The organism is Modestobacter sp. VKM Ac-2982, assembly GCF_026967935.1.
GTDB lineage: Bacteria > Actinomycetota > Actinomycetes > Mycobacteriales > Geodermatophilaceae > Modestobacter.
In genome coordinates, this window is record NZ_JAPVBL010000001.1 from 188962 (window position 1) to 212944 (window position 23983).

The following is a 23983-nucleotide window of genomic DNA, read 5'->3' on the forward strand; positions in this document are numbered from 1 at the left end:
ACACGGGGCTCGATCTCCAGGGCGTTGAGGGGGCGGGACGGCCGGGCCGGGAACGGGCTCAGCCGACGCTGGCGTACTGCATGTCCAGCGCGCCGTCGTAGGGCGCCAGGGTCAGCTGGTTCTGCTCCTCGAGGTCGAAGGTCAACCCGTAGTCCTCGACCGCGTCCTGGAAGACCTGCACCTCCGGGGAGGCCGCCAGCTCCTCTCGCATCTCGTCGGCGTCGCCGACGGCGGTGACCACGTAGGGCGGGGAGTACGCGCGGCCGTGCAGCAACAGGGTCGGGCCGACACAGATGACCGCGCTGGTGGCGATCAGCCGCTGCCCCATGATGGCCACCCCGTCGGCACCAGCGGCCCAGAGGGCGTTCACCACACCCTGGACGTCGGACTGGTGGATGACCAGGTTGTCCGGGTTGCCCTCGGTCGGGGTCGTGCCGGTGGGCTGGCGCGGTGCGTCGTCCAGCACGATCGACATCCCCGGCCCGGTCACCTCGGCGAGCCCGGCGGAGCCGACCCCGGGAGCGACCCGCCGCTGAGCGGCGGCGACCTCACCGTTCCGGGAGGCCGCCAGGTCGGTGAGCGCCTGCACCTGCTCCTGCAGGGCGGCCAGCTCGCTCTGCTGGCGGGCGACGGCGGAGTCCCGCTGCTCGATCAGCGCGGACAGCTCGGTGATCTCCCCGCCCCGCAGGTCGGTGCCCTGCGCCGTCCTGCTGGAGGTGGCGAAGAGCAGGCCGGCAGCCAGGGCGACGACGGGCACGAGCCCGACCCACGGGTCGAACCGGCGGGAGCGCCCGGTGCGGGCCATGCACGCCTCCTGGTGTCAGCGTCCACCCCGGGAGGGCGGACAGGGGTGACGTCGCCGCGTGACGGGGCGGGACTGCTGGCCTCTCAGCTTAGGCTGGTGACCGTTCACGCCGGGGCGTCAGGCCACCGGCCCGGGAGGGAGTCCGCCAGGTGCCGAAGTCGAAGGTGCGCAAGAAGTCGGTCTACACGCCGCCGGAGGGCGTGCTGCCCTCGAGCGCGGCCCGGGCACAGGCCGCGAAGCCCAGCCCGCGGTGGTACGCCCCGGTGATGATCGGGCTGATGCTGCTCGGCCTGCTGTGGATCGTCGTCTACTACGTGGCAGGCGACCGGATCCCGCTCATGGTGACGTTGGGCCCGTGGAACTTCGCCATCGGGTTCGGCGCCATGGTCGCCGGTCTGGTCATGTCGATGCGCTGGCGCTGACACCCGCGCACGCCCGGCCGACAGGCCCTCGTCCCCACCGGGGACGGGGGCCTTCGTCGTCCCTGGGACGTCGGTACTCCGAACGGTCACCGATGCACAGCGGTCAGTGACCGGCTCGCAGGGTCGACAAACGGTCAACCCGCAGGTCAGCGGCCCGCCGAGAGATCGTCTGTGCACAGCGCCGGACGTCGTCCACAGGCGGCAGGTCCGGCCGTCCACGGGTTTGTCCACGATCTGTGGGTTGCCGAAGGGGCGGCATCCCAGGTTGACCTGCGGATATGCCGGCGATGTGACTGCTGGGACGGAAACGGCACAGGGGTAACTACACCCGTGGAACTCCGTCCCCAGCTGTGTACACAGCTGTGGGAAACCCTCCGGCGCACGATGACCGACAGGCCCGGTGCAGGTCCCTACTACCCGTCGCCGGTATCCGCAAACCGCCAGCGTGACGGGCCGTTCCCGCGCGTGTCCGGGCGAGTTGTCGACTTCCCCACCCCGGTCGAGGGTCGCCGGGAACGGCACAGCCCCCGGCCGTGGGGACGGGGGCTGTGGACGGAGTGCGGCGGACCGGTCGGTGGCCTCAGTGGTCGAGGAGCTCCAGGATCGTGGCGTTGGCCATGCCGCCGCCCTCGCACATCGTCTGCAGCCCGTACCGGGTCCCGCTGGCCTGCATGTGGTGCACGAGCGTGGTCATGATCCGTGCCCCCGAGGCGCCCAGTGGGTGCCCGAGCGCGATCGCACCGCCCAGGGGGTTGACCACGTCGGCTCCGACGCCGATCTCCCGGCACCAGGCGAGCGGCACCGGGGCGAACGCCTCGTTCACCTCGAAGACGCCGATGTCGGCCGGCGCGAGCCCGGAGCGGTCCAGCACCTTGCGGGTGGCCGGGATCGGTGCGGTCAGCATGATCACCGGGTCGTCGCCGGCCACGACCGTCGTGTGCACCCGGACCAGCGGGGTCAGCCCGAGCTCGCGTGCCCGTTCGGAGGTGGTCACCAGCAGCGCCGCCGACCCGTCGGAGATCTGGCTGGCGTTCCCCGCGCTGATCACGCCGTCGGCCTGGAAGGGGGTCCTGAGCGCCCCCAGCGCCTCGAGGGTGCCGCCGGTACGGATCCCCTCGTCGGCGGACACGACGGTGCCCTCGGGGGTGGTGACCGGGACGAGCTGTGCGTCGAAGGCCCCGTCGGCCCGTGCCTTGGCGGACCGCTCGTGCGACCGCAGCGCGAACTCGTCGAGCTCGGCCCGCGACAGGCCCCAGCGCGCCGCGATCATCTCGGCGCCGACCCCCTGGTTGGGCGCGACACCGCCGTAGCGGGCCAGGTACTGCGGCCCCAGCGGTCGGCCGGCCGACCCGTCACCGGCCGAGGAGCCCATCGGCACCCGGCTCATCGACTCGACCCCACCAGCGACCACGACGTCCGCCTGGCCGCTGACGACCGTCGCGGCGGCGAAGGCGACCGCCTGCTGGGAGGAGCCGCACTGCCGGTCGATGGTCGTGCCGGGCACCGACTCCGGCCAGCCGGCCGCCAGCGCGGCCACCCGCCCGATGTTGCTGGTCTGCTCGCCGACCTGGCTCACGCAGCCCCAGAACACGTCGTCGACGACGGCGGGGTCCAGGCCGGTGCGCTCCACCAGGGCCCGCAGGACGGCGGCGGAGAGGTCGGCGGCGTGCACGCCGGACAGCCCGCCACCCCGCTTCCCGACCGGCGTGCGGACGGCGGCACAGATGACGGCATCGCGCATGGACCACTCCTCACCACAGGTGACGTCTCAGACGTCCGGTAAAGGAGATGCTAGGTGGCAAGTACAGGTCCGCGGCCGGTGCTGACAAGCTGGCCCCGTGCACTGGTCGCCCCGGATCGGCGAGGCGGTGGCGATGGCGGTCACCGGCGTGGCCCTCGCGCTGGCCACCCTGCTGGTCGACCCGGTGGGTCGGGTCCTCGTCGGTGGCGGCGCCGTGCTGCTGCTCGGCCTGGCCACCCGCGACCTCCTGCTCCGCCCCCGGCTGCGGGCCGATGCCCGGGGTGTGACGGTGCGGGCGCTCAGCGGGGGCACGACGATCGCCTGGCCGGCGCTGCGGGCCCGGGTGCGCACCGCACGACGGTGGGGGTTGCGGACGCAGACGCTGGAGCTCGAGGACCGCACGGACGACGCCGTCCTGGTCGTGCTGGGCCGCCGGGACCTCGGCGAGGACCCGGCCACGGTCGCCCGGGCACTGCACGAGGCCGGCGCGGGAGCCGGCTAGCGCCAGCCGCCGAGGACCAGGACCAGCAGCAGCACCACGAGAGAGGCGATCCCGCCGACCGCGACGGGCCGGCGGCCGCGGGCCAGGACGAGGACCCCGGCCGTGAGCACGCCCACCACCAGACCGCCGAGGTGCCCGAGCAGGGAGACCCCCGGCAGGAAGCTGATCGCCAGGTTGATCACCAGCAGGGTGAGGAGGCCGCGGAGGTCCTGCTTCTGCTTCAGCAGGACGACGCCGAGGGCCCCGAGCAGGCCGTAGATCGCCGCCGATGCCCCGACCACCGCACCGAGGTACGCGCCGAACAGCTGCAGGGCGGCCACGCCGCCCAGCGCGGAGACCAGGTACACGGTCAGGAAGCGGCCCCGGCCCAGCATCCGTTCGAGCTCGGAGCCGAACAGCAGCAGGGCGAGCATGTTCAGCGCCAGGTGCACCGGCCCGACGTGGGTGAAGGCACTCGTGACCACCCGCCACCACTCACCGACGTCGACCAGGTACGGGACGATCGCGAAGTCGTCCTGCAACGGTGACCGGAAGCTGCGCAGCGGGTTGACGCCGACGCTGATCGCCGAGGCGGCGGTCGCCAGGGCGACCAGCAGGTTCAGCGTGATGAGGGAGAGGGTGACCGGCCCCCAACGCCGGGCGGCGCTGCGCAGCCCGGTGGTGCGCTTGGGACGGCGGACGGTGGCGTTGCCGGCCCGCACGTCGTCCGGGCACTGGAAGCCGACCGCGGCCGGGTTCATGCACTCCGGGCAGATCGGCCGGCCGCAGCGGGTGCAGCGGACCCCGGTCGGCCGGTCCGGGTGCCGGTAGCAGGTGGCTGGGGGCGCCGGCTGCGGATCCGCGCCGGCGCCCCCGTTGCCCTCAGGCGTGCTCAGCTGCGCTGCACCTCGACGGAGTTGATCACGACGTCCTCGACCGGGCGGTCACCGCGGGCGGTCGGGGTGGCGGCGATCGCGTCGACGACCTGGCGGCTGGCGTCGTCGGCCACCTCACCGAAGATCGTGTGCTTGTTGTTCAGGTGCGGCGTGCTGGTGACGGTGATGAAGAACTGGGAGCCGTTCGTGCCCGGGCCCGCGTTGGCCATGGCCAGAAGGTAGGGGCGGTTGAACGACAGGTCGGGGTGGAACTCGTCACCGAAGCGGTAGCCGGGGCCACCGGTGCCCTGACCGAGCGGGTCGCCGCCCTGGATCATGAAGCCCGGGATGACCCGGTGGAACACCGTGCCGTCGTAGAGCTTGTCGGTGGTCTTCTCGCGCGTGCGCGGGTCGATCCACTCGCGGCTGCCCTCGGCGAGCTCGGTGAAGTTCGCGACCGTCTTCGGGGCGTGGTCGGGGAACAGGTCGACGGTGATGTCGCCGTGGTTGGTGTGCAGGACGGCGCGCCGTGCGGCGGAGGTCTGTTCAGTCACGACCACCACTCTCCCACTGCGGCCCGTGCGGCCGCTGGGCGACCGGTGGGACCGGGCTGTGGCCGGGCGCCCGGCGACGTCCCGTGCGGATCGGAGTGGAGACGAGGGGAATCGAACCCCTAACCCCCGCCTTGCAAAGGCGGTGCTCTGCCAATTGAGCTACGTCCCCGAAGGGAAAGACAATCACGTCCCCGGGGAGGCTGCGGTCGACGGACCCCGCAGCCGCGGGTTCAGGAGGCGCGCGGCGTGCTGACCGAGCCCGGACCGCGGGTGGCCTCGGCCCACAGGTCGGCCTCGCCCTTGCCGCTGCTGCGCTTGCGCACGGCCGCCAGGGCAGTGGCCGCGACCGCCGCCATCGCCAGCTTCTTCAGCACGCGGGACCTCCTCGAACGGTGTCGACCACCGCGGTGCGGGTGACCGCTGCCGGGACCCAGCGGCGGGCGACCGTGATCCCCGTGGAGATCTCCGTCGCCCGCCGTCGGTGCACGGGTGGGCCTGGGAGGACTTGAACCTCCGGCCTCATCCTTATCAGGGATGCGCTCTAACCGTCTGAGCTACAGGCCCGTGGACCGGTGAACAGCTTACCTGCCCCCCCGAGGCCCCCCGACGCGGGGGGCCTCGGCGAGGGCGGCCGACTCAGTCCCGCTCGGCGAGGGTGACCTCGAGGCCACCGACCAGGTCGGAACAGAGGTTGTAGACGAAGGTGCCGACGGTGCACAGCGCGGTCAGCAGCACGATGTTGATCGCGCCGATCACCGCCGCACCGCCGAAGACGACGCCGGCGGTGATCACCTCACCGCCACCGTCGGTGGCCTCGGTGGTGGTGGCGAGCTGCCCGATCAGGTCGTTGACCGTGTCGAAGACGCCCAGGCCGCCCAGCACCCCGTAGAGGATGCCGACGGCGACCATCCACACGAAGAACAGTGCGATGGAGAGCACGAGCGAGATCTTCAGCGCCGACCACGTGTCGATGTGGCGCAGCTGGAGCCGGGCCCGGCGAGGGCCACGGTTGGTGGTGCTGCGCGCCTTCCCGGACGAGGGGCGACCGGCACCCTGACCGGCCGGCCGGGCCGCAGCGCGCGCCGGGTCGGGCCGGGCGGCGGGGTCGATCGGCCGTGCAGCGGCCGGAGGCAGGCCGACCGCCTGGGTCGAGTCGACCGGGGCCGAGCCGGCCGCCGGCACCCCACTCCGAGGGGCGTTCGCCCGCGTGGTGCTCGTCGGCCGGTTCCCCGTCGAGGCCGGCGTGCCGGTCGCCGGCGCACCGTCCCGTCCGGAGGCGTGGTCCCGGTTCGCAGGCTGGGTCCCGGCCGCCGCGGCCCTGCCCGCCGTGGACGTGCCGGCTGCGCGGGCCGGGGACGCACCGGCACCCTCAGCCGGACCACCGCCCGCGCCCTTCGCAGGGGCGGCCTTGGCGGGAGCGGCCGTGGCCGGACCTGCCTGTGCCGGAGTGGCCTTCGCCGGAGCAGCCGGGGTGGGACCGGCAGGTGCAGGACCGGCCGGCGAGCCGGACGACGACCGGCCGCCGTCCTTCGCCGAAGGCGCGGTGCCCGAACCGGCCGGCCCGGACCGGTCGCCGACCGGGGTGGCGCCGTCCGGTGCCGCGTCGGCGGCGCCGTCCCCCTCACGGGAGTCGGTACGCACCGAACTGCGTGCCCCGTCGCTCATCCCAGTCTCCTGTCGCCCTGCGGCCCGTGCCGCGTCGGTGCACCCACCGGTCCCGCCATGGTGCAGAGGGCGGTGGGCCGGTCACTGCGGTGGTCGTCGCCGGCCCGGATCGCGGACGTCGTCGTCCGCGACACCGGTTCGGCATCCGCGCCCACCCTAGGCGTCGGGCTCGTCGTTGTCCGTCGTACGCGCGATAGCCACGATGGAGACGTCTTCCGGCAAGTTCATGAGCTTGACGCCCATGGTGGCCCGGTCCCGGGTGTGCCGGACGCCGTTCACCGGTGTGCGGATCACCCCGCCGCCGGAGGTGATGGCGTAGAGCTCGTCCCCGAGCACCACGGCCAGGGCACCCACCAGCGCACCCTTGCGGGCCTTGGGGTCGGCGGTGAGCACGCCCTTGCCACCCCGGCCCTGCTCCGGGTAGTGCTCGATCCCGGTGCGCTTGGCGTAGCCGCCCTCGGTGGCCACCAGGACGTCGACGCCCTCCTGGACCACGATCATCGACAGCAGGGTGTCGTCCGGGGCCAGCGAGATGCCTCGCACGCCCTCGGTGGCCCGGCCCATCGGGCGCAGCTGCTCGTCGTTGGCCTTGAAGCAGATCGACATCGCCTTGCGGGTGACGAGGAGCAGGTTCTGGTCCGGGCTGATCATCGCCGCACCGACCAGCTCGTCGTTGTCGCGCAGGTTGATCGCGATGACACCGCCGGACCGGGGTGAGTCGAAGTCGGTGAGCCGGGTCTTCTTCACCTGGCCCCGGGCCGTGGCCAGGACCAGGTACGGCGCGACCGTGTAGTCCTTGATCTGGATGACCTGGGCGATCTTCTCGTCCGGCTGGAAGGCCAGGATGTTGGCCACGTGCGCGCCGCGGGCGGTCCGGGCCGCCTCGGGCAGCTCGTAGGCCTTGGCCCGGTAGACCCGGCCCTTGTTCGTGAAGAACAGGATCCAGTCGTGGGTCGACCCCACGAAGAACTGCTGGACGAGGTCGTCCTGCTTGAGCGCAGCGCCCATGACGCCCTTGCCGCCGCGCCGCTGCGAGCGGTAGAGGTCGGCCTTGGTGCGCTTGGCGTAGCCGGTGCGGGTGATCGTGACGACCACCTGCTCCTCCGCGATCAGGTCCTCCATCGAGACGTCACCGTCGTTGGCCACGAACTGGGTGCGCCGGTCGTCGCCGTACTTCTCGACGATCTCGGCCAGCTCGTCGTGGACGATCTGCCGCTGCCGCTCGGGGGAGTCCAGGATCGCCTGCAGTTCGGCGATCCTGGCCTCGATCTCGGCCAGCTCGTCCAGGATCCGCTGCCGCTCCAGGGCGGCGAGCCGACGCAGCTGCAGGTCCAGGATCGCGACGGCCTGGATCTCGTCGACGTCCAGCAGCTCCATCAGCCCGCTGCGGGCGGCCTCGGCCGACTCGCTGCGGCGGATGAGGGCGATGACCTCGTCCAGGTGGTCCAGCGCCTTGGCGTAGCCGCGCAGGATGTGCGCCCGCTCCTCGGCCTTGCGCAGCCGGTAGCGCGTGCGCCGGACGATGACCTCGATCTGGTGGGTCACCCAGAGCCGGATCAGCTCGTCCAGCCGCAGCGTGCGGGGCACGCCGTCGACGATGGAGAGCATGTTGCAGCCGAAGGTGGTCTGCAGCTGGGTGTGCTTGTAGAGGTTGTTCAGCACGACCTTCGCGACGGCGTCCCGGCGCAGCGTGATCACCAGCCGCCGGCCGACCCGGTCACTGGACTCGTCGGCGATCTCGGAGATGCCCTGCAGCCGGCCGTCGCGGACGCCCTCGGCGATCGACTCGGCCAGGTTGTCCGGGTTCACCTGGTAGGGCAGCTCGGTGACGACGAGCTGCACCCGGCCTCGGCTGTCCTCCTCGACGGTGACGACGGCGCGCATCCGCACCGAGCCGCGGCCGGTCCGGTAGGCGTCCTCGATGCCCTCGCGGCCGACGATCAGCCCGTGTGTGGGGAAGTCCGGGCCCTTGACCCGCTCCATGCACGCGGTGAGCGCCTCCTCCGCCTCGGCCTCGGGGTGCTCGAGCATCCAGAAGACGGCGGCGGCGACCTCGCGCAGGTTGTGCGGCGGCATGTTGGTCGCCATGCCGACGGCGATGCCGGCCGAGCCGTTGACCAGCAGGTTGGGGATGCGCCCCGGCAGCACCAGGGGTTCCAGGTTCTTGCCGTCGTAGTTGGGCTGGAAGTCGACGGTGTCCTCGTCGATGTCCCGGAGCATCTCCATGGCCAGCGGGGTGAGCCGGGCCTCGGTGTACCGCATGGCCGCAGCCGGGTCGTTGCCCGGCGAGCCGAAGTTGCCCTGGCCGTCGATCAGCGGGTAGCGCATCGACCAGGGCTGGGCCAGCCGCACGAGGGCGTCGTAGATCGACGAGTCACCGTGCGGGTGGTAGTTGCCCATCACCTCGCCGACGACGCGGGCGCACTTGACGGTCGCCCGGTCGGGCCGGAAGCCCTGGTCGAACATCGCGTAGAGCACGCGGCGGTGCACCGGCTTGAGGCCGTCCCGCACGTCGGGCAGTGCGCGGCCGACGATGACCGACATCGCGTAGTCGATGTAGCTGCGCTGCATCTCCTGCTGGAGGTCGACCGGCTCGACGCGGTCGCGGCTGGGTGTCTCTGTCACGTCTGGTTCTCCACAAGTCGATACACAGCGGTGGATGAATGCGCGCTACACGCGCCCTCAGGGTCTTCGCCCCCGGCCCCCTCGCAGGGGCCCACGCCGAGCGGAGCGAGGCGTGGGGGGCGAGGGGGTCCTTCTAGACGTCGAGGAAGCGGACGTCCTTGGCGTTGCGGGTGATGAAGCTCCGGCGGGCGACGACGTCCTCGCCCATCAGCACGCTGAACAGCTCGTCCGCGGCGGCGGCGTCATCGAGGGTCACCTGGCGCAGGATCCGGCTCTCCGGGTTCATCGTGGTCTCCCACAGCTCCTTGGCGTCCATCTCACCGAGGCCCTTGAACCGCTGGATCGCGTCGTCCTTGGGGAGCTTGCGGCCCTCGGCAGCGCGGCTCTTGAGCAGCTCGTCCCGCTCACGATCGGTGTAGACGTAGTCGTCGGGGTGCTTGTTGCCCCACTTGATCTTGTACAGCGGCGGCTGCGCCAGGTAGACGTGGCCGGCCTCGACCAGCGGCCGCATGAAGCGGAACAGCAGGGTCAGCAGCAGCGTGGTGATGTGCTGGCCGTCGACGTCGGCGTCGGCCATCAGGATGATCTTGTGATAGCGCAGCTTCGCCAGGTCGAACTCGTCGTGGATCCCGGTGCCGAAGGCGGTGATCATCGACTGGACCTCGGTGTTCTTGAGGACCCGGTCGATGCGCGCCTTCTCGACGTTGATGATCTTGCCGCGGATCGGCAGGATCGCCTGGTACATCGAGTCGCGGCCGGACTTCGCCGAGCCACCGGCAGAGTCGCCCTCGACGATGTAGACCTCGGAGTTCCGCGGGTCGGTCGAGCGGCAGTCCGCCAGCTTGCCCGGCAGGCCGCTGACGGTGAGCAGGCTCTTGCGGGCGAGCTTGCGGGCGTCCTGCGCGGCGCGGCGGGCGCGGGCCGCCGACGTGGCCTTGGTGATGATCGTCTTGGCCTCGGCCGGGTTGGCCTCGAACCAGTGCCCGATCTGGTCGTTGCAGACCTTCTGCACGAAGCCCTTGACCTCGGTGTTGCCGAGCTTGGTCTTCGTCTGCCCCTCGAACTGCGGGTCGCCGAGCTTCACCGAGACGATCGCGGCCAGGCCCTCCCGGATGTCGTCACCGGTGAGCTTGTCGTCCTTCTCCTTGAGCAGCTTCTTCTCGATCGCGTACTTGTTCACGATCGAGGTCAGCGCCGCCCGGAAGCCCTCCTCGTGGGTGCCGCCCTCGTGGGTGTTGATGATGTTCGCGAAGGTGTGCACCGACTCGGAGTAGGCGTCGGACCACTGCATGGCGACGTCGACCGACATCGCGGTGTCGTTCTTGCCCACGCCGTCGGCGGAGAAGCCGATGACCGAACGGTGGATCGCGGTCTTGCGGCGGTTGATGTAGGTCACGTAGTCGACCAGGCCGCCGTCGTAGCGGTAGGTGACCTCGGTGGGCTCGAAGGCGGCGGCCTCCGCACCGACCGTCGGTGCGGCCTCGGCCAGCGAGGCCTCGTCGCCGGCACCCGTCTCGGCCTTGCTGTGCCCTGGGCGCTCGTCGCGCAGCACCATGGTCAGGCCCTTGTTGAGGAAGGCCATCTCCTGGAGCCGGCGGTTGATCGTGTCGAAGGAGTAGACCGTCGTCTCGAAGATCGTCGGGTCGGCCCAGAACGTGATGGCCGTGCCCCGCTTGTCCGTCGGGCCGACCTCGGTCAGCGCGGCGGGCTTGGCCACGTCGTAGTGCTGGGTCCACTCGGTCCCGTTGCGCCAGATGCGCACGTCCAGCGCATGGGAGAGCGCGTTGACCACCGTCACCCCGACGCCGTGCAGGCCACCGGAGACGCCGTAGCTCTTGCCGTCGAACTTGCCGCCCGCGTGCAGGATGGTCATGACGACCTCGACCGTCGGCCGCTTCTCCACCGGGTGCATGTCGACCGGGATGCCACGGCCGTTGTCCTCGACCCGGACCCCGCCGTCGGCGAGCAGGGTCACCCGGACGGTGTCGCAGTACCCGGCCAGCGCCTCGTCGACGGCGTTGTCCACCACCTCCCACACCATGTGGTGCAGGCCCCGCTCACCGGTCGAGCCGATGTACATGCCGGGGCGCTTACGGACCGCGTCCAGCCCCTCCAGGACGGTGATGGAGCTACCGGAGTAGGCGTTCTCGGTCTGCGGCTGAGCGACCACGTGGGGCCCTTCTCTTGCGCAACCTCGCGGCCGCGGCACCACGTCGACGACGATGTCGAGGCGCACAGGACGGCTCTCAGCGGGCTGCTGGGGGTGTGTCCCCTCCAGAGTACCGGGTGCGTACACACCAGACCGCCCGTCCGGGGCCTGACGTGGCGCGAGAGCCTCTCCCGACTCACGCGCCACCACCTGTGTTGCCCCCTGGGTCGACACGCCGTCCTGTGGCGGCTGGGGCGAACCGACCGGGCCCTCCCCGTGCACGTTCCACGTGGAACGCGGCCGGGCGCCCCTGACGGCCCCCCTCTCAGGGGCCGAGGAACAAGTGGTGGGGGGAGAAGGGGTCCTCCCTCAGACCAGGAGCTGGGCGGTGGCGAGCTCGCGGTAGAGCGGGCTGGTGTCGACCAGCTCGGCGTGCGTGCCGACGGCGACCACCCGCCCGGCGTCCAGGACCACGATCTGGTCGCTGTCCACCACCGTGGACAGCCGGTGGGCCACCACCAGCAGGGCCCGGTCGGCCGCCGCGGCGGCCAGGGTCTCCCGGAGCAGGCCCTCGTTGCGGGCGTCGAGGCTGGCGGTCGGCTCGTCGAGCAGCAGCAGCGCCGGCCGGGCCAGCAGCGACCGGGCGATCGCCAGCCGCTGGCGCTCCCCGCCGGACAGCAGCACCCCGTCGTCCCCGACGGCGACGTCCAGCCCGCGCGCGGAGCGCTGCACGACACCGGTGAGGCCGACGTCGGCGAGCGCCTGCCACAGCTGCTCCTCCCCGGCGTGGGGCGCGGCCAGCAGCAGGTTCTCCCGGACCGTGCCGGCCAGCACCGGCGCCTCCTGCTCGACGTAGCCCATCCGAGCCCGGAGCGTGGCGCGCGGCAGCTCGCGCACGTCGGTGCCGCCCCACCGGACCGTGCCGGACGAGAGCGGGTAGAAGCCCTCCACCAGGGCCAGCACGGTGGACTTGCCGGCGCCCGACGGCCCGACCAGCGCGACCCGGGTGCCGGCCGGCACGGTGAAGGAGACGCCGTGCAGCACCGCCGTCCCGTCCGGGTAGCCGAAGCCGACGTCCTCCAGTTCGAGCAGCGGGACGGGGTCCCCGCCCGCGGGGGTGCGGAGCACCGCCGGCGACCGGCCGGCTGCCGGCCGCTCCGGCCGCTCGTCGTGCTCGGGCTCCAGGGCCAAGATCTCCTGCACCCGGGCCAGCGCCCCGAGGCCGGCCTGCAACTGGGTGTAGGAACCGATCAACTGTCCCAGCGGCATGACCAGCAGGAACAGGTAGAGGATGAAGGCGACCAGGTCGGCCACGGCGATCGAGCCGGTCGCCACCCGGTAGCCGCCCAGCCCCAGCACGGCCAGGAACGCCCCCTGGACGGCGATCGACCCGGCCGGTGAGACCAGCGCCTCCAGCCGGGCGACCTGCACGCCGGCGGTGAACGCCCGCTCGGCGCTGGTGCCCACGGTGTCCACCTCTCGGGCGGTGGCACCGCTGGCCCGGATCGTGCGGACCGCCGACAGCGCCCGCTCCACCGCCGCGCTCATCGCACCGACCTGCTCCTGCGCCTGCCGGGACAGCACCCGGACGCGGCGGGAGGCCAGCACCGCGGTGGTCACCCCGACGCTCACCGCGAGCACGGTGACCAGCAGCAGCCAGACATCGACCAGAGCCATCGCGATCAGGGCCCCGACGCCGACCACCACCGACCCGACCAGCTCCACCACCCCGCTGGTGACGGCGGCCCGCAGCAGGGTGGTGTCCGAGCCGACGCGCGACATCAGGTCCCCGGTGCGCCGCTGGTCGTACTCGGCGATCGGCAGCCGCAGCAGTCGGTCGACCAGCAGTCGCCGGGTGCTGAGGACGACGCCCTCGGCGGTGCGCTGCAGCAGGTACTGCTGCCCGGCACCGAGCACCGCGGCCACCACCAGGACGACGACCAGCGCGATCACCCCGGGCAGCACCGCACCGCCCGAGCCCACCGCGCTGATCACCTGCCCGACCAGGGCGGGCTGGGCCAGCGCAGCCGCGGCCGACACGAGCGAGAGCACCGCAGCCGCGCCCAGCGCCCGGCGGTGCGGGCGGAGCAGGGGCAGCAGCTCGCGCAGCCCGGCGGTCGGTGTCGGCTCCTCCGTCGTCGACCCGGCCGACGTCATCGTGGGGCGCCGGTCAGGACGCGGCGGCGAGTGCGCCGACCACGGCAGCCAGCAGCCGGGCGTGGTGCTCGATCAGCTGCGGCCGGTTGGCGTCCGGCCGGATGGCGGCTACGAAGCCGGCCGCGGACCAGATCTCGTCGCCGTCGTCACTGCCCAGCAACGACTGCCGGACGAGGGGGTCCTCGGCGATCCGGCGGACCTGCGGGCCGTCCTCGGCAGCGAGCAGCACCCAGCGGCGGTCGAACTCGGGGTCCGGGCTGGGGATCTGCAGCATGCCGCCGGTGCCGTGCCGCCACATCCGGGCCGGGGAGAGCCGGAACGCGGGCACCGCGCCCAGCACCGGCGCGGCGGTGACCCCGTGGGTGCTGACGAAGCCGCGGCCGACCGGGGAGACGATGTCGAAGGCGACCAGGTCCAGGCCGTTGCCCCGGCCGCGCACCACCCGGCTCGCCTGGTCCTCCTTGCCGGGGCGGACCGGCGCCGACCGCACCAGCGCGCCCAGCGGCTCGTCCTCCGGTGCGGTCCCGTCGGAGAGCACCCAGCCGAACTGCTGGGCCCACAGCTGCGTGCCGTAGGGGTCCTCCGCGGCAGCCGGGTCGGGCTGCGCGTCCCGGTTCCCGGCGCCGGCGTCGTCCGACGGCCGGGACCGGCCGCCGCCGAACAGCCCACCCAGCCCCCGCCGGGGGCGTTCGGCCTGCTCGCGCGGGGGTGCGTCGGACTGCCACTGGTCGGCCTCGGGCGGCCGCCAGGCGGACTCGTCCCGTGGCGCGGGCGGCGGTGTCTGTGCCGGTGGGGTGGGCTGCGGTGGGCTGGACGGCGGTGGGCTGGACGCAGCCGGGCGATCGGGCTGCACCGCCGGCAGGTCCCAGCCCGGGGGCTGCCAGGCCCGGGACCCGGAACGGTCGTCCGCGGGTTCGTCGGGGCGGTCGCGGTCCGGGCGGGGAGCGGCCGGGCCGGGGTCACCGCCGCTGGGCGTGTCCTCACCGAGGTGCGCGGGCTCCTGCCACTGGCCGCCGGCGCCGTCGTCGAAACCGTCCCGGTCGCGGTCGCGCGGGCTGCTCATCGCTGACTCCTCGTCGTCTCGTCGCTCATCCGGTGTGGTCGCTCGTCCGGGCTCATCCGTAGGTGTCGCGCGGCCCACGGCCACGGACGGTGCGCGGGCCCTTCTTCCAGCTCGGCGCCGTCGGACCGACAACGCGCAGCTTGGTCACGACGTCCCCGCCCACCCCGGCGCGCAGCTTGCCCAGGATGCTCGGCGCCAGCAGGCGCAGCTGGGTGGCCCAGGCCGTGGACTCCGCGACCACCAGCAGCTCGCCCTCGTTCAGCGACTGCGGCCGGCAGTGCGCGGCGATCTCCGGTCCGACCAGGGTGTCCCAGCGCCCGAAGACCGCGCCGACCTTGGTGCGGGCGGTCCAGTCCTGCTGGGTGACCAGCGAGTCGACCAGGGAGCCGAGCGGCTGGGGGTCGTCGGCGCCGGGGCCGGGACCGGTCCATCGTCGCCGCGGGCCGGCCACCCGGCGACGGGTGGGCTGCGGGCGGGACGCCGAGGCGGCCCGGGCGGCCTCGAGCGCCGCACGGGCGATGTCGGAGGGTCGTGCCGGACGTTCCTCAGCCACGGTCCACCCCTGTCTCCTCCACCGCGCTGTCCTCAGCCGGCTCACCGGGCAGGATCCGCGCCTCCCCGTCGGCGACCTGCACCCGGGTCCCCAGCAGGACCGCGGGGACGTCCTCGGCGACGGCCGCGGTGATCAGGGTCTGCTCGGCGCTGCGGGCGACCTCGGCCAGCGCGGCGCGGCGACCGGAGTCCAGCTCGGCGAAGACGTCGTCCAGCACCAGGATCGGGTCGTCGCCCTCGGCGCGGAGCAGCGCGAAGCAGGCCAGCTTCACCGCGAGGGCGAACGACCAGGACTCACCGTGGCTGGCGTAGCCCTTGGCCGGCGCCGGCCCCAGGTGCAGCACCAGGTCGTCGCGGTGCGGCCCGACCAGGGTCACCCCGCGGTCGACCTCGTCCTTGCGCCGCTCGGCGACCCGCTCGCGGAGCGCCGTGGCCAGCTCCTCGGCACCGGGCAGCGCCCGCGCCGGGTCGATCGGCGCACCGTCACCGGCCAGCGGCACCGAGCTGCTGTAGCCCAGCGCCGCCCGGTCGGCGCCGGGGCCGGCCACCCCGGCGTAGGACTCAGCCACGTAGGGGGCGAGGTCGGCGATGAGCGCCAGCCGGGCCGCCAGCAGCTGGCCGCCGAGCTCGGTCAGGTGGCCGTCCCAGACGTCCAGGGTGGCCAGCGCGTTGCCGCGGGCGAGCCTCGCCGTCTTCAGCAGGGCGTTGCGCTGCTTGAGCACCCGGTCGTAGTCACTGCGCACCCCGGCCAGCCGCGGTGTGCGGCTGACCAGCAGGTCGTCGAGGAAGCGCCGGCGCTCGGCCGGGTCCCCGCGGACCAGGGCGAGGTCCTCGGGGGCGAACAGGACGGTCCGGACGAGCCCGAGCAGCTCCCGCGGCCGGGGCAGGGGCGCCCGGTTGACCCGCACCCGGTTGGCCCGGCCGGGGTTGATCTCCACCTCGACCAGCAGCTCGCGCTCGTCCCGGCGCAGCGCTGCCCGCACCACCGCCTGGGTCGCGCCGTGCTGCACCAGCGGTGCGTCGGAGGAGACCCGGTGGCTGCCCAGCGTGGCCAGGTAGCCGACCGCCTCGACCAGGTTGGTCTTCCCCTGGCCGTTGCGGCCGACCAGCACGGTCGGGCCCGGCGTCAGCGCCAGGTCCGCGGACTCCCAGCTGCGGAAGTGCCCGACCTGCAGGTGCCGGAGGTACATCTCAGGTCAGCGCCCCGTGGGGCCAAAGTCGCGACTTTGGCCCCACGGGGCGGCCGAGCGAGGGGAACTGCTCATGCGGGGTCCTCGGCCTCCGCCGGCTCGGCTGCCTCGACGGCCTGGACGGCGTGCCCGCCGAACTGGTTGCGCAGCGCGGCCACCGCCTTCATCGTCGGGGAGTCGCTCTGCCGGGAGGCGAAGCGGGCGAACAGCGACGCCGAGATCGCCGGCATCGGGACGGCGTGCTCGATCGCCTGCTCGACGGTCCAGCGACCCTCGCCGGAGTCCTCGGCGTAGCCGGAGATCTTCTCCAGAGCCGGGTCGTCCTGCAGCGCGCGGACCAGCAGGTCCAGCAGCCAGGAGCGGATGACGGTGCCCTGGGTCCAGGAGGCGACGACGCCGGGGACGTCCTCGATCAGGTCGACCGCGGCCAGCAGCTCGTAGCCCTCGCCGTAGGCCTGCATCATCGCGTACTCGATGCCGTTGTGGACCATCTTGGCGAAGTGGCCGGCGCCGCACGGGCCGGCGTGCACGAACCCGGCGCCGTGGATCGGCTGCCCGGCCTCGTCCTTGGGGGCCGGCGGCTTGAGCGCGTCGAAGATCGGCTGCGCCTTGGCGACGTCCTCCACCGAGCCACCGACCATGAGCGCGTAGCCGTTCTCCAGGCCCCAGACCCCGCCGGAGACCCCGGCGTCGATGTAGCCCAGGCCCTTGGCGCCCAGCTCCTCGCCGTGCACCTTGTCGTCGGTGAACTTGGAGTTGCCGCCGTCGATGACCACGTCACCGGGGCTCAGCAGCTCGCTCAGCTCACGCACCGTCGAGCGGGTGGGCTCGCCGCTGGGCACCATCACCCAGACGATGCGCGGCCCCTCGAGCGCCTGGACCAGCGCCTCGAGGCTCTCGACGTCCCGCTTCTCGGAGAACGCGTCGTACCCGACCACGTCGTGACCTGCGCGGCGGAGCCGCTCGGCCATGTTGCCGCCCATCTTGCCCAGTCCGACCATCCCCAGCTGCACGTCCCGCTCCTCAGTCCTCGATGTCGCTCGTGGGCCGCGGTCCTCCCGCGGCAGGTCTCGGTGGGCAGCCGCACCGTTGCAGCGCACCCGGTGCACCCGGGCAGGGCCCAGGGCGCATGCCGACGTCCATCGTGCTCGCCCTCCCCGGCGCACGCGCGCCGGGCCCGCTGTCAGCCGGGCAGCCGCACCGGCATGATCAGGTAGCGGTACGACCCGGCCCGCTCGGCCGGCTTGCCGTTGCCCTCGTCGTCGGCGGAGGGCTCGTCGACACCGGACAGCACGGCCGGCTTCAGCGCCGTCGTGAAGTCCATCCGGGCGCGGTCGGTGTGCACCGCCGCCAGGCCGTCGAGCAGGAACGTCGGGTTGAAGCCGATCGTCAGCGGCTCACCGTCGAACTCGACGTCGCAGCGCTCCTCGGCCTGCCCCTCGTCGTCGGTTCCACCGGCCCGCAGCGTGACCTGCCCGGGCGTGAACTCGCAGCGCAGCGGGGTGCCGCGCTCGGCGACCAGGGCCACGCGCTTGGCGGCGTCGGTGAACAGCCCGACCGGCAGCGTGGCGAAGGACGAGGACTCGCTGGGCATGATCGCGCGGTACTTCACGAACTCCGCGTCCAGCAGGCGGGTCGTGGTGCGGCGGTCCTTGCCCGACATGCCGAGGATGCCCTCCCCGGAGCCGCCCGAGGCCAGCGAGAGCACCACCTCGGGGCCGCTGGTCAGCGTCTTCGCCGCATCGGCCAGCGTGCGGGCGGGCACCAGGACGGCGGCGGACAGGCCCGGGGTCTCCGGACGCCAGGCGAACTCCCGGACGGCGAGCCGGTACCGGTCGGTGGCGGCGAGGGTGACCAGGTCGTCCTCGATCTCCAGCCGGACGCCGGTCAGCATCGGCAGGGTGTCGTCCCGGCCGGCGGCGACGGCGACCTGGCCGACGGCCTCGGCGAAGGCGTCGCTGTCCACGACCCCCGCGGTGGACGGCATCGAGGGCAGGGACGGGTAGTCCTCGACCGGGAGCGTGGGCAGGCTGAACTTCGCGTTGCCACAGCTGATGGCCAGCCGGGCCCCCTCGGCGACCACGTCGACCGGGTGCGGCGGCAGGGCTCGGGTGATCTCGGCGAGCAGCCGGCCGGGGACGAGCGCGCGGCCGGCCTCGGTGGACTGCACGTCGACCTCCGACCGCGCCGAGACCTCGTAGTCGAAGCCCGAGACCGCGAGCTGGCCGCCCTCCACCTCCAGCAGGATCCCGGCGAGCACCGGCACCGACGGCCGCGGCGGCAGGCTGCGCGCCGTCCATGCCACGGCCTCGGCGAGCACCTCACGTGCCACCCGGAACTTCATCTCGTCATCCACCCCACGTTCGTCTGCGCCGGCTGCTGCCGGGCGGTGTGCGGCGCCCATCCTCTCCTGCCGGCCCCCCTGCGTGACCAGTCCCCTGGTCACAGCTGCACTTCAGCGCCAGGAACCGGCTTCCTGGTCGCCCGCCGGTCGGGGTGGCGCAGCCCCCCGATCCGGCCCGTCCCCACCGAGAGTGTGGTTCGAGAACACCTGGGAGATATAGCTCATCCTCGTCATCACAGGTGTGGATCCTGGGGACGGGACCTCTTCCTGCAGGTCATCCCCCGAATGGGCCTGTTGGCCCGCTGTGGGCCGGTGGGCGTCCTCCTGTGTCGACACGTGGACAACTCGACCGCCGTGCACCGTCGCCGTGCGCTCTCCACCCTGCGTCCCCCCTCCACCCGCAGGTCCGTCCCCATCCGGTGTGGGCGCAGGGTGCTGTCCACCGGCCCCGGTGGGCGACTTGTGGACACCTGGGGGACGGCGACGCCCGGGCGCACCTGCTCGACCTGCACAGATGCGGCTGGCTGCGGGATCCGCCCGGCCGTGGTCCGTGCACTCCCGCTCTCCCCAGGCTGTGTACAGATCTGGGGACAAGGAGACACGGGACGCATCCGGCCGGCTGTCAGGGCACCCTCGCAACAGCCGTCGAGGCACGCGGGAGGGCCACCGGACCGGTGACCGGTCGGTGGCAGGCCGTGCGGCGGCCGTGCTCAGCCCGGAGGGGGCCGAGCACGGCCGGTCGTCAGGAGCGGGCGCGGCTCTTGATCCGGGCGGTGAGCTCGGTGACCTGGGTGTAGGTCGCGCGGCGCTCGCTCATCAGGCCGGTGATCTTCTTGACCGCGTGCATGACCGTGGTGTGGTCCTTGCCGCCGAACGAGGCCCCGATCCGGGGCAGCGACAGCTCGGTCAGCTCCCGGCACAGGTACATCGCGATCTGCCGGGCGTTGACCAGGGTTCGGCTGCGGTTGGCCCCCTGCAGCTCCTCCATGGTCACCGAGAAGTACTCGGCCGTCGCGGCCATGATGATCGCCGCGGTGATCTGCGGGCCCTGCTCGTCGCTGATCAGGTCCTTGAGGACCATCTCGGCCAGCGCGAGGTCGACCGGCTGCTTGTTCAGGCTGGCGAAGGCGGTCACCCGGATCAGCGCGCCCTCGAGCTCGCGGATGTTGGTCTGCACCTTGCTGGCGATGAACTCCAGCACCGCGTCCGGCGCCTGCAGCCGCTCGCCGTAGGCCTTCTTGCGCAGGATCGCGATGCGGGTCTCCAGGTCGGGTGCCTGGACGTCGGTGATCAGGCCCCACTCGAAGCGGGTGCGGAGCCGGTCCTCCAGCGTCGTCAGCTTCTTCGGCGCGCGGTCGGAGGTGATGACGATCTGCTTGCTGGCGTTGTGCAGCGTGTTGAAGGTGTGGAAGAACTCCTCCTGGGTCCGCTCGGCGCGCTCCAAGAACTGGATGTCATCGATCAGCAGGAAGTCGATGTCCCGGTAGCGACGCCGGAAGTCCTCGGCCCGGCCGGAGTGCACCAGGTTGATGAACTCGTTGGTGAACTCCTCGGTGCTGACGTACCGCACCCGCACGTTGGGGAACATCCGCGCCGCGTAGTGCCCGATCGCGTGCAGCAGGTGGGTCTTGCCCAGCCCGGAGTCGCCGTAGATGAACAGCGGGTTGTAGGCCCGCGCCGGCGCCTCGGCGACGGCCACGGCGGCCGCGTGCGCGAACCGGTTGCTGTTGCCGATGACGAAGCTGTCGAAGACGTACTTGGCGTTGAGGCCCGGGTCCAGGCCGGCGGGGCGGCGGTCGGCGAACAGCGGGACGGCGCCACCGCCGCGCCCGGCGCGGTCGGCCGGACGGCGGTCGTCCTCCGGTGCCTGGTCGCGGCCGGCGGCGTCCCCGGGGTCGCGGTCCCAGGGGGCCAGCCGGCGAGGTGCGCCATCGGACTGGTCGTCGCCGGCCGACCCGCGGGACCAGTCGCGGCCGTCCCCGGACTCGGGCAGCCACGCCTCGGCGCGGGCGGCGTCGGCGCGCACCCCGAAGGCACTGCGCCCGTCGTCGACCCGGTCCCGGTCGGCACGGTCCTCGGCGGCCCGGTCGTGCGCGGCGCGCTCGCGGGCGGCCAGCTCCTCCGAGGCCCGGTCGTGCGCCAGCCGGTCCTGGGTGAGGCGGTCCTGGTCCAGCCGGTCCTGCTCGGCGTTGGGCCAGCGACGGACCTCTGGCTCGGCGCTCAGCCGAGGCGCCTCGGGGGTCGTGGGCGGCAGCGGCATGTCCTCCAGCTGCACCGCCACCCGGATGTCCCGGCCGATCTCGGCGGACAGCGCCTCGGCCAGCACCATGCGCATGCGGGACTCGAGCACCGTCTGGGTGAACTCGTTGGGCGCGGCCAGCACGGCGGTGTCCTCGAACAGGCCGAGCGGCCGGGTGAGGTTGAGCACCGCCTTCTGCTGCGGGGTCAGGCTGCTGGCGAGCCGCTCGCGGGCCTGGTCCCAGACCGTCGCCAGGTCGACCGGATCGTCGGCCATCGACTGTGTCCCTTCCCGTGCCTTCGGTGCTCTGTCTACAGTGCGCTGCGTCCGGTGTGGCCCCGGAGCCTCGGTGCGGCCCCGCAGCCGTCGTCCACAGGTGGGACGGATGTCGGTGGATCGCTGGATCCCCCGCCGGGTCCCCAGCTGTGGACGTCCAGGGCTGCTGTGTCCACACGAGTGTCCACAGTCTGTGCACGCTCGGCGACACCTGGTCCGGGGGACCGGCGTGCGCGCTGCCGGTCACGACGTCGTGGCTGGTGAGCGCCCGGACAGCGGGCGATCGGAGAGGGGTCCGGAGAGCGGTCGGCCGACGGGGTCGGCAGGAGAACCGGCGCCCGGTCGTCCGACCCGGAGCGACGGCGACGCTAACAGCCCCGTCCACAGGCGGGCAACGACGACGGCAGCGGCGCGCTGGCCGGTCGCGGCGTGTCCTTCGCCGGAGGGCTCCGACTGCGGTGCACCATGACGGGTCCGGCCAGCAGACCAGGACCCGCCAGGTCTCGGCTATGCTGGTCGGAGTCTGTGCACGGGAGTCGGTGCACGTCCCAGCTCGTGGGGCGTGAACGTCGGGCCCGTTGCGCAGCAGACCAGCCTCGGGAGCCCGGGACGGTCGCAGGGCCCGGGAGCAACCGGGGCCGACGACCTGCCCGGCCCCGCGCGTGCGCTGCCCGACCGGGTCCGCGCCGCACCGACGTCGTCAGCAGTGGGAGTCTCTCGTGAGCAAGCGCACGTTCCAGCCGAACACCCGTCGCCGGGCCAAGACCCACGGCTTCCGGCTGCGGATGCGCACCCGGGCCGGGCGGGCGATCCTCGCCGCCCGCCGCGGCAAGGGTCGCAACAAGCTCTCCGCCTGAGGTGCTGCCTGCGCAGGCACGCCTGCGCCGGCGGCCGGAGTTCACCGCGGTCGTGCGGTCCGGCCGGCGTGCCGGGCGGCCGACCCTGGTGGTGCACTACCTCTCCGAACGGCCCGTCGCCCGGGTCGGGGGTCCCTCGGACCCTGCGACCGGGCCGCGGGCCGGTTTCGTGGTCGGCAAGGCCGTCGGCAACTCCGTCTGCCGGCACCGGGTCACCCGCCAGCTCCGACACCTGGTCGGCGACCGGCTGGACCGGCTCCCGCCGAGCGCGGACCTCGTCATCCGGGCCCGCCCGGAGGCGGCCGACGCCGGTTCGGCCGTGCTGAGCCGCGACCTGGACGCCGGTCTCGACCGGGTCCTCGGCGACCGCGGCTCCCGGAGTCGGCGGCCGTGACCGGTTCGCCGGCCCGCGGGCTGCTGGCCGCCGTCCGCTTCTACCAGCGCGCGATCAGCCCGGCGTTCCCGCCGCGGTGTCGCTTCGAGCCCAGCTGCAGTGCATACGCGGCCGAGGCGATCGAGGTGCACGGCGCCGGACGGGGCAGTTGGCTCGCCGTGTGCCGGCTGGCGAAGTGCGCACCCTGGCACCGGGGCGGCGTCGACCTGGTCCCACCCCGGCGCGGGGACGCTGCGCCCCCCGGCGACGCAGGTCACGAACCGGGCTCAGGAACCGCTGAGCCCACCCACTCGTCGTGCACAGCGGCGCAACCGCCGGCACCGTCCGCGGCGACCGCGCCGACGGCTGACGGCACTCGTCGTCCCGACCGTGCCACCCCGCCGGCTCCGCGCCGGTCTGCGCAGCAGGAGGCTGGCGTTGCTTGACTGGCTGTACACCGCGATCGCGTGGGTGATGAAGCAGTGGCATGCACTGTTCTCCACGTTCCTCGACCCGGCGAGCGGCATCACCTGGGCGCTGTCGATCGTCTTCCTGGTCGTCACCATCCGCGTGCTGCTGTTCCGCCTGTTCGTCAAGCAGGTGAAGAGCCAGCGGGCGATGCAGGAGATCCAGCCGGAGATCCAGAAGCTCCGCAAGCAGTACGGCAGCGACAAGCAGGGCTTCAGCCAGGCGATGATGGCGCTGAACAAGGAGCGCGGGGTCAACCCGCTCGCCGGCTGCCTGCCGATCCTGCCGCAGATCCCGATCTTCCTGTCGCTCTTCCACGTGCTGCGCCGGATCGCCCCCGGCAAGGACGGCCTCTACAGCTGGGACGACACCCTCACCGACCAGGCTGCCTCGGCCCAGCTGTTCGGCGCACCGATCTCCTCCTCGTTCAACATGACCGGGGAGAAGGAGCAGCTGATCCTCGCGCTGCCGGGGGTCGGCTACACCAACATCCGGATCGTCGCGTTCCTGCTGATCGTGATCATGTGCTTCACGACCTTCTTCACGCAGAAGCAGATCATGCGGCGCTCCGGCCCGGTCGAGGGTCAGGCCGCGATGGTGCAGAAGCTGCTGCTCTACGGCATGCCGCTGAGCCTCTTCGTCTCCGGCTTCTTCTTCCCGATCGGCGTCCTCCTCTACTGGTTCACCAACAACCTGTGGACCCTGGGCCAGCAGTTCTACATCCTGAAGAAGCTGCCCCCGCCCGGCTCGCCGGCCGCGCTGGCCAAGGCGGCCGCCGACAAGCCGCAGGTCGACCCCAAGACCCTCGCCCCCAAGCCGGGTGCGAAGCCGGTCCGCCCCAAGTCAGGCACCCGTCCCGCGTCCGCGCCCCCGGCGTCGACCGTGGACGGCGAGGGTGGCGCGGCCGAGGTCCCGCCGGCGGGTGCGACCCCCGCCACGGGCGACGGGCACGGGTCGGGCGGCTCGGCCAACGGCCGGCCCCCCGGTGGCGGCGGTGCCCGCCCACGGACGGGGTCCTCGGGCAGCCGGTCCTCGGCCGGCCCCGCCAACCGAGGCAAACGCAAGCGCCGCTGACCGGCTGCGGCACCCGGGCGTGAGCCTGCGGCGTGCCCGCCCCCTGACCACCGGGCTCGCCCGGCCGCCTGCA

General features: G+C 73.0%; 22 protein-coding genes and 2 tRNA genes. 7 read left to right on the forward strand and 17 right to left on the reverse strand.

Features of this window, described 5'->3' with window-relative positions; translation table 11 throughout:
- Window positions 1–58: 58 nt before the first annotated feature.
- Window positions 59–805, reverse strand: coding sequence for a DUF881 domain-containing protein (locus O2W20_RS00990; protein ID WP_269169892.1), 747 nt, complete (start codon window positions 803–805; stop codon window positions 59–61).
- A 149-nt stretch (window positions 806–954) separates the two neighbouring features.
- Between O2W20_RS00990 and crgA the strand changes: the two genes are divergently transcribed.
- Window positions 955–1227 (forward strand): cell division protein CrgA, encoded by a 273-nt coding sequence (crgA, locus tag O2W20_RS00995; protein ID WP_269169893.1) that lies wholly within the window; start codon window positions 955–957, stop codon window positions 1225–1227.
- A 580-nt stretch (window positions 1228–1807) separates the two neighbouring features.
- Here the strand turns inward: crgA and O2W20_RS01000 are convergent.
- The gene (locus O2W20_RS01000; RefSeq protein ID WP_269169894.1) at window positions 1808–2968 is read right to left on the reverse strand and encodes a thiolase family protein; all 1161 of its coding nucleotides are present in this window, start codon (window positions 2966–2968) and stop codon (window positions 1808–1810) included.
- A 97-nt stretch (window positions 2969–3065) separates the two neighbouring features.
- Between O2W20_RS01000 and O2W20_RS01005 the strand changes: the two genes are divergently transcribed.
- Window positions 3066–3470, forward strand: coding sequence for a PH domain-containing protein (locus tag O2W20_RS01005; RefSeq protein ID WP_269169895.1), 405 nt, complete (start codon window positions 3066–3068; stop codon window positions 3468–3470).
- Here the strand turns inward: O2W20_RS01005 and O2W20_RS01010 are convergent.
- From O2W20_RS01010 to O2W20_RS01035, 6 genes are all read right to left on the reverse strand, one after another.
- Entirely contained in the window at window positions 3467–4210 is a 744-nt protein-coding gene (locus tag O2W20_RS01010) for a rhomboid family intramembrane serine protease (RefSeq protein WP_269169896.1), read from the reverse strand. The genes O2W20_RS01005 and O2W20_RS01010 overlap by 4 nt on opposite strands.
- A 131-nt stretch (window positions 4211–4341) precedes the next feature.
- Window positions 4342–4878 (reverse strand): peptidylprolyl isomerase, encoded by a 537-nt coding sequence (locus O2W20_RS01015; RefSeq protein ID WP_269169897.1) that lies wholly within the window; start codon window positions 4876–4878, stop codon window positions 4342–4344.
- Between the two features lie 96 nt (window positions 4879–4974).
- Window positions 4975–5047, reverse strand: a tRNA-Ala gene (locus O2W20_RS01020).
- 61 nt (window positions 5048–5108) lie between these two features.
- A complete protein-coding gene (locus O2W20_RS01025; RefSeq protein ID WP_269169898.1) occupies window positions 5109–5252 on the reverse strand; it encodes a DLW-39 family protein in 144 nt (47 codons plus the stop codon).
- 116 nt (window positions 5253–5368) lie between these two features.
- Window positions 5369–5442, reverse strand: a tRNA-Ile gene (locus O2W20_RS01030).
- A gap of 72 nt (window positions 5443–5514) precedes the next feature.
- The gene (locus O2W20_RS01035; RefSeq protein ID WP_269170994.1) at window positions 5515–5859 is read right to left on the reverse strand and encodes a DUF3566 domain-containing protein; all 345 of its coding nucleotides are present in this window, start codon (window positions 5857–5859) and stop codon (window positions 5515–5517) included.
- Between O2W20_RS01035 and O2W20_RS01040 the strand changes: the two genes are divergently transcribed.
- Complete coding sequence (locus O2W20_RS01040) at window positions 5807–5935, forward strand: hypothetical protein (RefSeq protein WP_269171014.1); 129 nt, start codon at window positions 5807–5809, stop codon at window positions 5933–5935. The genes O2W20_RS01035 and O2W20_RS01040 overlap by 53 nt on opposite strands.
- Window positions 5936–6699: 764 nt before the next feature.
- Here O2W20_RS01040 and gyrA read toward each other — a convergent pair.
- The 9 genes from gyrA to dnaA all read right to left on the reverse strand — a co-directional run bounded on the left by gyrA (window position 6700) and on the right by dnaA (window position 21138).
- Entirely contained in the window at window positions 6700–9168 is a 2469-nt protein-coding gene (gene gyrA, locus O2W20_RS01045) for a DNA gyrase subunit A (protein WP_269169899.1), read from the reverse strand.
- 133 nt (window positions 9169–9301) lie between these two features.
- Window positions 9302–11338 (reverse strand): DNA topoisomerase (ATP-hydrolyzing) subunit B, encoded by a 2037-nt coding sequence (gene gyrB / locus O2W20_RS01050; RefSeq protein ID WP_269169900.1) that lies wholly within the window; start codon window positions 11336–11338, stop codon window positions 9302–9304.
- Window positions 11339–11686: 348 nt separating this feature from the next.
- Window positions 11687–13474, reverse strand: a complete 1788-nt coding sequence (locus O2W20_RS01055) for an ABC transporter ATP-binding protein (RefSeq protein WP_269169901.1) — start codon at window positions 13472–13474, stop codon at window positions 11687–11689.
- A gap of 13 nt (window positions 13475–13487) precedes the next feature.
- Complete coding sequence (locus tag O2W20_RS01060; protein ID WP_269169902.1) at window positions 13488–14537, reverse strand: hypothetical protein; 1050 nt, start codon at window positions 14535–14537, stop codon at window positions 13488–13490.
- A 52-nt stretch (window positions 14538–14589) separates the two neighbouring features.
- Window positions 14590–15090: a DUF721 domain-containing protein gene (locus tag O2W20_RS01065; RefSeq protein ID WP_269169903.1), complete on the reverse strand. Its 501-nt coding sequence runs from the start codon at window positions 15088–15090 to the stop codon at window positions 14590–14592.
- On the reverse strand, window positions 15083–16279 hold the full coding sequence (gene recF / locus O2W20_RS01070; RefSeq protein WP_269169904.1) for a DNA replication/repair protein RecF: 1197 nt from the start codon (window positions 16277–16279) through the stop codon (window positions 15083–15085). The genes O2W20_RS01065 and recF overlap by 8 nt, the downstream gene beginning before the upstream one ends.
- Window positions 16280–16350: 71 nt before the next feature.
- On the reverse strand, window positions 16351–17445 hold the full coding sequence (gnd, locus tag O2W20_RS01075) for a phosphogluconate dehydrogenase (NAD(+)-dependent, decarboxylating) (RefSeq protein ID WP_442928928.1): 1095 nt from the start codon (window positions 17443–17445) through the stop codon (window positions 16351–16353).
- Window positions 17446–17462: 17 nt separating this feature from the next.
- Entirely contained in the window at window positions 17463–18623 is a 1161-nt protein-coding gene (dnaN, locus tag O2W20_RS01080) for a DNA polymerase III subunit beta (RefSeq protein ID WP_269169905.1), read from the reverse strand.
- 742 nt (window positions 18624–19365) lie between these two features.
- Entirely contained in the window at window positions 19366–21138 is a 1773-nt protein-coding gene (gene dnaA / locus O2W20_RS01085; RefSeq protein ID WP_269169906.1) for a chromosomal replication initiator protein DnaA, read from the reverse strand.
- Between the two features lie 719 nt (window positions 21139–21857).
- On the opposite strand from dnaA, the gene rpmH reads away from it, so the two are divergent.
- From rpmH to yidC, 4 genes are read left to right on the forward strand one after another with little or no spacing between them, the layout of a single operon-like run.
- The gene (rpmH, locus tag O2W20_RS01090; RefSeq protein WP_036333061.1) at window positions 21858–21995 is read left to right on the forward strand and encodes a 50S ribosomal protein L34; all 138 of its coding nucleotides are present in this window, start codon (window positions 21858–21860) and stop codon (window positions 21993–21995) included.
- A 1-nt stretch (window position 21996) separates the two neighbouring features.
- Window positions 21997–22389 (forward strand): ribonuclease P protein component, encoded by a 393-nt coding sequence (gene rnpA, locus O2W20_RS01095; protein WP_269169907.1) that lies wholly within the window; start codon window positions 21997–21999, stop codon window positions 22387–22389.
- Complete coding sequence (gene yidD, locus O2W20_RS22730; RefSeq protein WP_269169908.1) at window positions 22386–22814, forward strand: membrane protein insertion efficiency factor YidD; 429 nt, start codon at window positions 22386–22388, stop codon at window positions 22812–22814. Before rnpA ends, yidD begins: the two co-directional genes overlap by 4 nt.
- Window positions 22807–23910 (forward strand): membrane protein insertase YidC, encoded by a 1104-nt coding sequence (gene yidC, locus O2W20_RS01105; RefSeq protein ID WP_269169909.1) that lies wholly within the window; start codon window positions 22807–22809, stop codon window positions 23908–23910. Before yidD ends, yidC begins: the two co-directional genes overlap by 8 nt.
- Window positions 23911–23983 lie beyond the last annotated feature (73 nt).